This is a genomic window from Peribacillus sp. BM1, assembly GCF_056679975.1.
In genome coordinates this window covers 2519303-2530641 of sequence record NZ_CM155259.1, presented here as the reverse complement: position 1 = coordinate 2530641, position 11339 = coordinate 2519303, and the positions used below count along the sequence as shown (strand labels likewise).

The following is an 11339-nucleotide window of genomic DNA, read 5'->3' as shown; positions in this document are numbered from 1 at the left end:
TAAAAGGATTAATTTTCAAACATATCTCCTGATACTTTTTCTCTTCCAGGTAAGATAAGATTTAGTAAAATGCCGACGATTGCAGATAATGCCATTCCAGATAAGGAAATTTCAGCCGATAATTTCAGGAATGCACCGCCAATCCCTAATACTAGTATGACAGAGGCGATCATTAAATTTCGTTTTTTATCAAAATCGATTTTATTATCGACCAGCATTCTCAATCCGCTTGATGCAATGATTCCGAACAAGAGAATGGAGATGCCGCCCATAACTGCTGAAGGAATCGAGCTAATTACTGCAGAAATTTTACCAACAAATCCGAAAATAATGGCTGTTACCGCTGCACCACCGATAATGTATACACTGTATGCTCTTGTCATTGTTAGCACACCGATATTTTCACCGTATGAGGTAAGGGGTGGCCCACCAATGATTGAGCCAATCAAAATCCCTGCACCATCCCCTGCAATCGAACGATGTAAGCCAGGCTTTTCAAGGAAGTTTCGTCCCACTACTTTACTTAATACCATTTGATGGCCAATATGTTCGGAAAGAGTCACAATCGCGACTGGAACCATAATGGCGATGACACCCCAAGAAAATGTAGGTGTGTATGTTGCAAATGGCACCATGAATTCTGGTATTTCAAACCAATTTGCTTCTCGAATTGGTTCAAAATTAACGATGCCAGCAATAATGGAGCAAATGTATCCGACGGTAATACCGATTAAAATCGGGATCAATCCGAAGAAGCCTTTAAAATAAATGTTCCCAACAATCGTTACGATTAAAGTAATCAGGGCAATTGTGATATTCGTAATACTATAAATTTGATGATCTGTATTTGGATTTATATACATCGCCATATTGACAGCCGTGGGAGCTAAGCTCAAGCCAATAACCATAATAACTGGACCGACGACAACTGGCGGCAGGATATTCATTAACCAATTTAAACCTGCTTTATAAATAATTAATGCAACAAGCCCGTATACCAAACCTGCAACGAAACAGCCGATCATGGCACTGCCGGGACCACTCGAAGCTTTAGCGGCAATAATTGGTGAAATAAAGGCGAACGATGAGCCTAGATAGGCCGGAATCTTTCCTTTTGTAATAAGTAGGTATGCTAATGTTCCTAGTCCACTTGATACGAGTGCTACCGCTGGACTTAGTCCTACTAAGAAGGGGACAAGTACTGTCGCGCCGAACATGGCGAATAAATGCTGTAAACTTAATGTAATCCAATGTCCTAATTTAGGTACATCTTCTACATCATACATGGTGTCTTTTTTCTTTACTTGTTCCACGAAAATTTCCTCCCATTCACATAAAAAAACCTCTTTGCCGTGTGCACAAAGAGGTTTGCTTAAGAGTTGATTATGCCTGTATAAAGGCATGATCACGTCTTTAGCATACTCCCCTTTGTCAGCCTCTCAGGACCACCTATTAAAAAGGGCTTTATTTATTTTTCTAATATACTTACTTGATCTTCATGATCAACTTCAGTTAAGGCGACAGATATTTTCTCCGTTTGGGATGTTGGTACGTTCTTACCCACAAAATCCGCACGTATCGGCAATTCTCGATGACCTCTGTCTATTAAGACTGCAAGCTGGATTTGTGAGGGTCTTCCCATATCAACTAGTGCATCCATTCCTGCTCGTACTGTTCTGCCTGTATACAAAACGTCATCCACGAGAATAACGGTTTTTTGCTCAATTTCAACTGGAATATCTGATCCGTTTACAATCGGATTTCCATCCGCTGTCGTTTTTGATAAATCATCGCGGTAAAGTGTGATATCAAGCTCTCCCACTTGTATTTCCTTGCCTTCGATTTCACTGATTCTTTCTGCCAATCGATTTGCAAGGTAAATTCCTCGTGTTCGAATCCCAATTAAAACGCAATTTTCAATGCCTTTATTTTTCTCGATGATCTCATGCGCAATCCTAGTCAGTGCACGACGAATCGCTTGTTCATCTAACACTATGGCTTTCTCAGTCATGTATGTCTCCCCTTCTCACTATATGATGGGTTTATTATCATTAAAAAATCCCCATACCAAGAAGGCATAGGGATTTTTTAGAATTGGCAACATAAGGTCGGCCAATTAATCCGTTTTCCTTCTCGGTCTCACTGGACCGATTTAAAGGTTCATATTTAACTTATTTTTATTTTATCTCTATTTCTCAAAGCTGTCAATTACTTTTAGTTAAGTAATCCAACACTTCTTCAAACTCTTTTGGAAGCGGTGCTTCGAATTCTATATACTCTTTCGATCTTGGATGTACAAATCCCAACACTCCCGCGTGTAGAGCTTGTCCATTTATATCCAATGTTTTCCTTGGACCGTATTTCGGATCTCCAGCGAGCGGATACCCGATGTATTTCATGTGAACACGAATTTGGTGGGTTCTCCCTGTCTCTAATTGGCATTCAACATGAGTGAAATTCTTGAATCGTTCGATTACCCTGAAATGAGTGACAGCGTTTTTTGAATTATCATCAGTCACAGTCATACTTTGGCGATCCTTCTTGTCACGACCAATTGGTGCATCAATCGTTCCAAAATCATGGGGAATCACACCGTGTACAATTGCTTGATATTTTCTAGTTACGGATTTATCAACCAACTGTTGTACAAGACCTTCATGGGCCATATCATTTTTAGCAACCATTAATAAACCTGATGTATCTTTATCAATACGGTGAACGATTCCCGGACGCATGACTCCATTAATTCCTGATAAATCTGTACAGTGTGCCATTAAACCGTTAACTAGTGTGCCAGAAGTATGGCCTGGTGCCGGGTGAACGACCATCCCGCGAGGTTTATTCACGACAAGAACATCACTGTCTTCATAGAAAATCTCTAAATTCATTTCTTCTGCGACAACATCCAATTCTTCAAGTTCAGGGATTGTAACGATGACCTCATCGCCTTCTTGGCATTTGTAATTCGTTTTCACAGCAACACCATTCACAAGAACATGGCCCTCTTTAATCCACTGCTGAACTTGATTACGAGACCATTCTGCGTTCAAGGTTGCTAACGCCTTGTCAATTCGCGCTTTACTTTCTGTTGATTCAATGTTGTATGTAAAATTAGTCATTCTTTCGCTCCTTTTTTTCTTGTCTTTCTGATAAAAACATATAAATTACGAGTAAGGCAACACCAATACAAAGTGCTGAGTCGGCAACATTAAATACTGGGAAGCTATAATTAAAAATGTACGTATGAACGAAATCCACTACTTCTTTTCTGATCACTCGATCAATGAAATTACCAATCGCTCCACCTAGCATTAAGCCAAGCGCTACTCCGAGAAGTTTGCTTTCTTTGCTTAATTTCTGAATGTAGTAGATGATGCCGATTATGACGACTATCGTAATCACGTAAAAGAACCACATTTGACCTTGAAGAATTCCCCAGGCAGCACCACGATTTCGATGTGAAGTGATATATAGATAATTTTCAATAATTTCTATGCTTTCCCCATATTCCATCTTTTTTACAACCAACCACTTCGTTAACTGATCAGCTGCAATAACCAACAGGGCAATTATATAATAGAACACATTCAATCCCCCAAACTAATCGCAATCTTTTCTTATGAATTGTAGCATAATCTTGATTCATTGCATAATGAAGATTGTTTTTTAATCCGAATTTTAAAAGGTCTGCCCCCACATCATGATGTTCTCTAAATATCATGATGTGGGAAACAGACCTGATGACACATCCTTATTGGATGACTAATTTAGTTTGTATAATGTTCCGTCATAACTGTAGCACAGCGAGGGCAAAGAGTTGGGTGTGCTTCGACTGTCCCTACTTTTTCTGAAACATTCCAGCAGCGTTCACATGTTTCACCTTCAGCTTTTTCAACTACGATTACGGCTTTTTCTAATTTAATTCCTTGATCAGGAGCCTCTTCCACTGTTCCACCTACTTCAAACTTAGAAACAATGAATAGTTGTTCAAGATTTTCTTCGATGCTATTCAACAAAGTCTTTTCTTTTTCATCTACATAAACCGTTACTTTGGCATTCAAAGATTTCCCAATCACTTTTTGATTTCTTGCTTCTTCTAACGCTTTGAGTACATCATCACGTAGATCTAAGAAAGCATTCCACTTTTCTTCGATGGTGTTCGTGTTGGTCACTGAATATTCTTCAGGCATCAATGTTAGCTGAGCGCTCTCCTCGGAAACACCAGGAATGAATGCCCAAACTTCATCTGCTGTATGAGAAAGGATTGGTGAAACAAGCTTAGTCAAACTTACTAGTGCTTCGTATAAGAAAGTTTGAATGGCTCTGCGATCATGGCTATCCGGTGCCTCACAATATAAAATATCCTTTGCATAATCCAAGTAGAAAGCACTTAAATCAAGCGTACAGAAATTATTGACAAGGTGATAGATGGATGCAAATTCATAGTTTTCATAGGCCAATTTTGTTTGTTTGATCAATTTATTCAATTTAATCATCATAAACTGATCGACTTCATGCAGATTTTCAAATGCAACTTTATCGGTTTCTGGATTAAATCCTTCCAAATTCCCTAAAAGGAAACGGAATGTATTTCGAATTTTACGATATACATCTGCCACTTGTTTAAGAATGGGGTCAGATACACGTACATCTGATTGATAGTCTACAGAAGCAACCCATAAACGAAGAATATCTGCTCCCAGTTGATTCATTACTTTTGCTGGTATTACGACGTTGCCAATTGACTTACTCATTTTACGACCTTCGCCATCAAGAGCAAAACCATGACTTAGTACGCCTTTATACGGCGCTTTCCCTGTTACTGCTACTGCTGTTGAAAGCGATGAGTTAAACCAACCGCGATATTGGTCTGACCCTTCTAAATACAAATCAGCAGGGCGTTGCAAGTCTTCACGCTCTTCCAAAACAGCTTGATGTGATGATCCTGAATCGAACCAAACATCCATAATATCTGTTTCTTTTGTAAACAGACCATTTGGACTACCAACATGTGAAAATCCTTCCGGAAGCAAGTCCTTCGCTTCACGTTCAAACCAAACATTTGATCCATGTTCACGGAATAAATCAGATACATGATTAATCGTCTCGTCTGTGATGATTTCCTGGCCATCTTCTGCATAAAAGACAGGAATCGGAACTCCCCAAGCACGTTGACGAGAAATACACCAGTCTCCACGGTCACGGACCATATTATACAGACGAGTTTCTCCCCAAGCTGGAACCCATTTTGTTTCTTCAATTGCTGTCAATAGATCGCTTCGGAAATCTTTAATGGATGCAAACCATTGAGCGGTTGCACGGAAGATTGTCGGTTTCTTCGTCCGCCAGTCATGTGGATATGAGTGGGTAATGAAGCTCAATTTTAATAATGCGCCAATTTCCTGTAACTTTTCGGTAATCGGTTTATTTGCCTCATCATAGAAAAGACCCGCAAACTCTCCTGCTTCTTCAGTCATAACCCCTTTTTCATCAACTGGGCACAAAACATCAAGACCGTATTTTTGACCAACGATAAAGTCATCTTCCCCGTGTCCAGGCGCAGTGTGCACACAACCAGTACCAGCATCTGTTGTTACATGTTCACCGAGCATGACAAGTGATTGACGGTCATATAGAGGGTGTTTCGCTAAAACGTGTTCTAGTTCATTCCCTTTTACCGTTTTAACAACAGTTGGATTTTCCCAAGCGATTGTCGTAGTAACTGCTTCAAGTAGTGCTTGGGCAACTACATAGTGTGTTCCATCCACTTCTACGACGACATATGTCAAATCAGGGTGAACGGAAATACCTAGGTTTGCTGGAATGGTCCAAGGAGTCGTTGTCCAGATCACGATTTTCGTGCCTTTTTCAAGGACATCTTTACCGTCTACAACATCAAACGCAACATAAATCGATGCTGAGCGTTTATCTTGGTATTCGATCTCAGCTTCAGCAAGTGCAGATTCACTTGAAGGAGACCAATAAACTGGTTTTTTCCCTTTATAAATATACCCTTTCTTCGCCATATCACCGAACACTTTAATTTGCTGTGCTTCGTATTCAGGCTTTAGAGTAATATATGGGTTTTCCCAATCGCCACGAACACCTAAACGTTTAAATTGCTCACGTTGACCATCAATTTGTTGATATGCATATTCTTCACAAAGCTTACGAAATTCTGCGACACTCATTTCTTTCCGCTTTACACCTTTTTTTGTTAAAGCCGTTTCAATCGGAAGACCGTGTGTATCCCAACCAGGTACGTATGGTGCGTGAAAACCATTCATTGATTTAAAACGAACAATGAAGTCCTTCAAAACCTTGTTTAAAGCATGCCCCATATGGATATCTCCATTTGCATAAGGTGGTCCGTCATGAAGGATGAAAAGCGGACGGCCTTTCGTTTTTTCCTGAACCTTTTGATAAATATTCATTTCTTCCCATGCTGATTGCATTTCAGGTTCTCTTTTCGGTAAATTTCCTCTCATCGGAAATTCTGTTTTTGGCATCAATAAAGTATCTTTGTATTCCATTATTCTTCCTCCATCCTATTAGAAAAGCTTAAATCGCGCCTTTTATGGAACTTCTCCTATCGTCCGCCACATCCTCTGGCGAACATTATAGCCAGCACATCCTGTATAATTCTGTTAAGCATATGGTTCTCCAAATACGTAGTCTGTATTTTGACTCCCTAAACTGGAGGCTATACGGAATTATGCTTTGCTGAATGCAGATAGACCCATTCTTCTATCAACATAAAAAATTCTGTAACGTTTTTAAGCAACAAAAAAAGTCCTCTCATCCCTAAAATAGGGACGAGAAGACTTATATTCCCGCGGTACCACCCTGGCTAGATAAAGTATTAGACAATCTTTATCCTCTCAAGCATTCGTAACGTGAATGTAACGCCTTGTTTACTGCCATTAACGGGTTCGACTCGGAACTCCAGGGTGATATTCAATACGTTCACTTATACCGGACTTCCACCATCTCCAGTTCGCTTAAATAAGTGTATGAATGCATTTACTATCCCTATCATCGTTTCATATCAATATTAAGTTGATTGTAAGAAATTATATGCGAAATAAGTGCAAAAAGTCAAGCAGGGATTATGAATCTTTGTCTGCAAATTCTGTTGCATCGACTTCATATTCCATTAGGTGGTCCCAGTCATCTGAACCTAGTAAATCTAACTGCGCTTCAACTAGCATCTTGAACCTGATCCTAAATACTTTGGATTGTTTTTTCAAATCTTCAATTTCCAGAGCAAGTTTTCTTGCTTTGCTGAGCGAATCATTAACTATCCGATCTGCGTTCTTCTCAGCTTCTTTAATTATCAACTTTGCTTCTTTTTGGGCGTTACGTTTTACTTCTTCGGCAGCCTCTTGAGCAATGATGATTGATTTATTCAGTGTTCCCTCAATATTATTAAAATGGCCAAGACGATCGTCTACTTCATTCAGTCTCTGTTCAAGTTCTTTTTTTTCCCGGAGAATCAGCTCATAATCCTTAATAATCTGATCAAGAAATTCATTTACTTCATCTTCATCATATCCACGGAAGCCTTTACTGAACTCCTTATTATGTATATCAATCGGGGTTAATGGCATGATGCACCTCCACGTATTCTCTATAAGTCTTATATTTATGACAACATTCACGTGTTTCCTACTAATTTCTTCGTTATTTTTTCCTGCCGATACTAACTCGCCATTTATCTTTTTTCGTTTTACCATCTATCGACAAGACCTTGGCTCTACCAAATCCTCTCACAGATAAAGTGTCACCTTCACGGCATTCCATTGAACCCTGCTCAGTACTTTTGAAATTGACCTTTACCTTGCCAGCAGCTAGTAAGGTTTGGGCTTTTTGTCTCGATAAATTAGTAAAGGCTGCAAGTAGGGCATCAAGTCGAAGCGATGATACGGTATGACTCTGCTCCTCCCAGTTCCCTTGCTCTACAATAATTTCTGTTAAAGAAAGCTTTTTTATAGAAACAGAAGCTTTGCCCATCTTTTCTAAGTTTGCAGTAAGATAATCCTCAATTTCCGCAGCCGCGATAAATTGAATATTCTGTCCATCTACTAAAATGTCACCAAATTTTTCACGCTTCAGACCAAGCGACATAAGTGTTCCTAGAACATGCCTATGCGTAAGCGAAATAAATTTCTTTGGATACGATATTTCGTATAAAGTCATTTGATAGTCTGCTTCCTCTGGAACATAATAATCGGGATAAATGAGGGCACGTTTGCGCTCTACCACTTCACTGCCTCCAAAAAATTGCAGCAAAGCGGCAGCATCATTTCCAACCAAAGCAAGTAAGATTTGTTGTTCACGCGGATTAAGAAAATCAGTTAATCTGGGAGAATAATTCTGCTTTACTGCCTCTATCCATCCAAGTGCACGATCAATAAACTCTTTTTCTTCCGGCCTGAAATGCTGGTAAATATTCATGAAATAATACTCCCTTTAAAAGGTTGTTCAAAAGGTCCAGTAAACAAGCTTGCGAATTTCTTTGTCACTTCGTCTCTTTAGTTCTTACGTATTACTGGATACCCGCAAGGTTTGAGACTATCGCTCGCAGAATTTCTTGGCTTTTTTGAACTCACACTATAAAAAATCTTTAGAGCCATGAGAAAATCTGCCGGATCCCATATCCTGCAAACTGCAGAGCAAGTATTGCAACAATTGGTGAAAAGTCAATCATTCCAAAAGACGGAACAAATCTTCTAAACGGTTCTAAATATGGCTCACTGATTCTAGCTAAAAACTGCCCAATCGCTGTTTCTCTTGCATTAGGAAACCATGACATTAAAATATAGGCAACTAGTGCATATGAATAAAATCTAATTACCGTTAATAAAATCCCAACTAACATTGTCATTTCGCTTTACCACCTCGCTTCTTCGTACTCCTCGTCCAAAGCAAACCCGGTAATATTTCCGGAAACATCCACATTATCCGGAGTACATAAGAATATATCTGTACCAATTTTTTGTATGTCACCACTGATCGCATAAACTGTCCCGCTTAGGAAATCGACAATACGTTTAGCTTGATCATGCTGGATTCGTTGCAAGTTTACGACAACTGCACGACGATTTTTTAAATGATCTGCTACTTCTTGGGCTTCTGCATATGCACGTGGTTCTAATAATACTACTTTAGAAGATTTTTGAACACTTTGCAAACTTACTACATTCTTATTTTCATTTTGGGAGGAATGCGCGCTTTTCGATGATTTCATTGGTTTCGCTTCCTTCACCTCTTCCTCGACCAATTCTTCTCTGTATTCATATTCATCATCTAATGCGAAATATGATTTAAATTTTGATACGAATGACATGAAACGTGTACCTCCTTAGGATTCCCCACCGACTAATGCAGTTCCTATGCGAATCATCGTTGCACCTTCTTCAATGGCGATAGTAAAATCATTCGACATTCCCATTGATAACTCCATACATGGTGCATGTGTCATGTTGGCAGCTTGAACTTCTTTTTGTAGCTCCTTCAATTTTTTAAAGCAAGCCCGAAGTTCATTTTCATCTTCCGTAAGAGGAGCCATTGTCATTAACCCAGCTATTTGAATATTTGTAAAAGATTCTAAATTACGAATAAACGATAACGTCTCTAAAGGAGTCATTCCATGCTTAGACTCTTCACCAGAAACATTTACCTGCACTAGACATTTTATAGGCTTAGTTGCCCGTTTTTCAATTTCTTCAGCCAATGACATCCGATCAAGAGAATGTATATATTCCACTTTATCAATGATATTTTTGACCTTCCTAGTTTGCAGGCTGCCAATATAATGCCAGGTTGGCTTGTCCCCTAATACAGCATATTTATTTAAAAGCCCTTCATCTCGATTTTCACCGAGAGACATAAGCCCAGCTTCTATTGCTTCATTGGCACGCTCCACTGAAACGTATTTTGTCACGGCTACTATCGTAATTTCATCACTGTTTCTGCCACTTTTCTGACATGCAGCTTTTATTTTTTCATCAATAATCGTTTTATTATCTACTACTCTCAATGTTCCTTTTATTCCTCCTTCCAGCCAATGAAACTCATGAGACGTCCTGACTTTCCTTGATCACGCCGATGAGAGAAAAACTTTTCGTTTTCACAGCTGGTACATAGTGTAGAAATGTCTATTTGTTCTCGAGGAACCCCGGCCTTTACTAGAATTTCAGCATTGACCTGTTTCAGATTTAGGTTATATTGTCCTTCACTAATTAAATTATATGGCTTTTCGTCATAATCTTCCAGCAATTTTTGCACAAACTTGACAACTTTATCATCAACAACATAACAATCGCCACAAATGGATGGACCAATCGTTACATGAATATCTGATGACAGGATACCCGCTTGATTCCATGACTCGATCATGGAAGTTGCAATCCCTGCGACTGTTCCCTTCCAACCCGCATGAGCTACTCCCACCATGCTATGCTTTGATGCGATGAAATAAAGAGGAACACAGTCCGCAAACACAAGGGTGAGGAGAATTTGTTTCTCTGTTGTAAAAAGTCCGTCCGATGCTTTGAGACTGGAAAGATAATCCTTCGCACCCTTTCCACAGTCAGACGGCAAAACTTTCACAATCTTTGTCTCATGCGTCTGTTCGGCGCAAACCCAATCTGTTAAAGGGAATGATAGCTTTTCAGCTAGCAGACTGCGATTTGTGACAACATCCTCCTTGTTATCCCCCACATGAAAGCCAATATTCAACGAAGCATAGGGCGCCTTGCTAACTCCACCATTTTTTGTAGTGAAACCTGCGACTAGCCCTGGAAACTTATTCATCCAGCTTTCGAGATAAAAAAACTCTTCTTCATGCAATAGAAATGGTTCTGTCATAATCCCTACCTCTTGTTTTTTATTTAGTGTATCACATTACCCTTTATTTTCACTATGAAAAGCAGAATTACTTGCTAATCATCAAGGTTTTCTTTAAATGCAAATGAATGTTCAACTAGAATAACATCTTCACCGACTTTTTTTATTTTCTTCCATGGAATGATAATCTCTTCGTCTTTTCCAAAAATACCAAGCATTCTGCTTCCATTCGATACAATGATCGCTTCAATGGAACCTGCTTGAGGATTAATAATGAGGTCCACCATATTTCCTAATCTTTTTCCATCTCCTATATTGACAATATCTTTTATTTGAAATTCAGATATTCTGACCATTTTGATCAGCTCCTCTTCTTTATTCAAAATTAAATATCCTTTTATAAAGTAAAACTTCAATCGGTGAGGATTTTCTTCATCCCCCACCTTCACATTTCCGATTCCTCCAAGCCTTAAGCTGGAGATCTTACT

Annotated in this window: 12 protein-coding genes and 1 other annotated feature; all 12 genes read right to left on the bottom strand. The window is 39.2% G+C overall.

Translation table 11 applies throughout. The features are described from left to right. Positions 1-8: 8 nt before the first annotated feature. Positions 9-1286 carry a solute carrier family 23 protein gene (locus AC1MGI_RS12165; protein ID WP_480349777.1) on the bottom strand — a complete coding sequence of 426 codons (1278 nt, stop codon included), beginning with the start codon at positions 1284-1286 and terminating at the stop codon, positions 9-11. 182 nt (positions 1287-1468) lie between these two features. Further along, on the bottom strand, positions 1469-2011 hold the full coding sequence (gene pyrR, locus AC1MGI_RS12160; RefSeq protein WP_480345489.1) for a bifunctional pyr operon transcriptional regulator/uracil phosphoribosyltransferase PyrR: 543 nt from the start codon (positions 2009-2011) through the stop codon (positions 1469-1471). Between the two features lie 193 nt (positions 2012-2204). Then, entirely contained in the window at positions 2205-3119 is a 915-nt protein-coding gene (locus AC1MGI_RS12155; RefSeq protein ID WP_480345488.1) for an RluA family pseudouridine synthase, read from the bottom strand. After that, the gene (gene lspA, locus AC1MGI_RS12150; RefSeq protein ID WP_062181372.1) at positions 3112-3585 is read right to left on the bottom strand and encodes a signal peptidase II; all 474 of its coding nucleotides are present in this window, start codon (positions 3583-3585) and stop codon (positions 3112-3114) included. Before lspA ends, AC1MGI_RS12155 begins: the two co-directional genes overlap by 8 nt. Before the next feature lie 182 nt (positions 3586-3767). Then, entirely contained in the window at positions 3768-6533 is a 2766-nt protein-coding gene (ileS, locus tag AC1MGI_RS12145; RefSeq protein WP_480345487.1) for an isoleucine--tRNA ligase, read from the bottom strand. A gap of 275 nt (positions 6534-6808) precedes the next feature. After that, positions 6809-7048, bottom strand: a binding site (T-box leader). Positions 7049-7109: 61 nt separating this feature from the next. Then, positions 7110-7610, bottom strand: a complete 501-nt coding sequence (locus tag AC1MGI_RS12140) for a DivIVA domain-containing protein (RefSeq protein WP_480345486.1) — start codon at positions 7608-7610, stop codon at positions 7110-7112. 73 nt (positions 7611-7683) lie between these two features. Beyond that, positions 7684-8457: a YlmH family RNA-binding protein gene (locus AC1MGI_RS12135; RefSeq protein WP_480345485.1), complete on the bottom strand. Its 774-nt coding sequence runs from the start codon at positions 8455-8457 to the stop codon at positions 7684-7686. 169 nt (positions 8458-8626) lie between these two features. After that, entirely contained in the window at positions 8627-8887 is a 261-nt protein-coding gene (locus AC1MGI_RS12130; protein WP_403073214.1) for a YggT family protein, read from the bottom strand. A gap of 6 nt (positions 8888-8893) precedes the next feature. Continuing rightward, positions 8894-9349 carry a cell division protein SepF gene (locus tag AC1MGI_RS12125; RefSeq protein ID WP_403073212.1) on the bottom strand — a complete coding sequence of 152 codons (456 nt, stop codon included), beginning with the start codon at positions 9347-9349 and terminating at the stop codon, positions 8894-8896. A gap of 15 nt (positions 9350-9364) precedes the next feature. Then, positions 9365-10042 (bottom strand): YggS family pyridoxal phosphate-dependent enzyme, encoded by a 678-nt coding sequence (locus AC1MGI_RS12120; protein ID WP_480345484.1) that lies wholly within the window; start codon positions 10040-10042, stop codon positions 9365-9367. Between the two features lie 8 nt (positions 10043-10050). Continuing rightward, on the bottom strand, positions 10051-10872 hold the full coding sequence (gene pgeF, locus AC1MGI_RS12115; RefSeq protein ID WP_480345483.1) for a peptidoglycan editing factor PgeF: 822 nt from the start codon (positions 10870-10872) through the stop codon (positions 10051-10053). Positions 10873-10946: 74 nt separating this feature from the next. Continuing rightward, positions 10947-11207, bottom strand: coding sequence for a YlmC/YmxH family sporulation protein (locus AC1MGI_RS12110; RefSeq protein WP_049680699.1), 261 nt, complete (start codon positions 11205-11207; stop codon positions 10947-10949). Positions 11208-11339: the final 132 nt, after the last annotated feature.

Coding starts and splice junctions, on each gene's coding strand:
- AC1MGI_RS12165 (WP_480349777.1), bottom strand. CDS start 1,286: ATGTATGATGTAGAAGATGTACCTAAATTAGGACATTGGATTACATTA.
- pyrR (WP_480345489.1), bottom strand. CDS start 2,011: ATGACTGAGAAAGCCATAGTGTTAGATGAACAAGCGATTCGTCGTGCA.
- AC1MGI_RS12155 (WP_480345488.1), bottom strand. CDS start 3,119: ATGACTAATTTTACATACAACATTGAATCAACAGAAAGTAAAGCGCGA.
- ileS (WP_480345487.1), bottom strand. CDS start 6,533: ATGGAATACAAAGATACTTTATTGATGCCAAAAACAGAATTTCCGATG.
- AC1MGI_RS12140 (WP_480345486.1), bottom strand. CDS start 7,610: ATGCCATTAACCCCGATTGATATACATAATAAGGAGTTCAGTAAAGGC.
- AC1MGI_RS12135 (WP_480345485.1), bottom strand. CDS start 8,457: ATGAATATTTACCAGCATTTCAGGCCGGAAGAAAAAGAGTTTATTGAT.
- AC1MGI_RS12130 (WP_403073214.1), bottom strand. CDS start 8,887: ATGACAATGTTAGTTGGGATTTTATTAACGGTAATTAGATTTTATTCA.
- AC1MGI_RS12125 (WP_403073212.1), bottom strand. CDS start 9,349: ATGTCATTCGTATCAAAATTTAAATCATATTTCGCATTAGATGATGAA.
- pgeF (WP_480345483.1), bottom strand. CDS start 10,872: ATGACAGAACCATTTCTATTGCATGAAGAAGAGTTTTTTTATCTCGAA.
- AC1MGI_RS12110 (WP_049680699.1), bottom strand. CDS start 11,207: ATGGTCAGAATATCTGAATTTCAAATAAAAGATATTGTCAATATAGGA.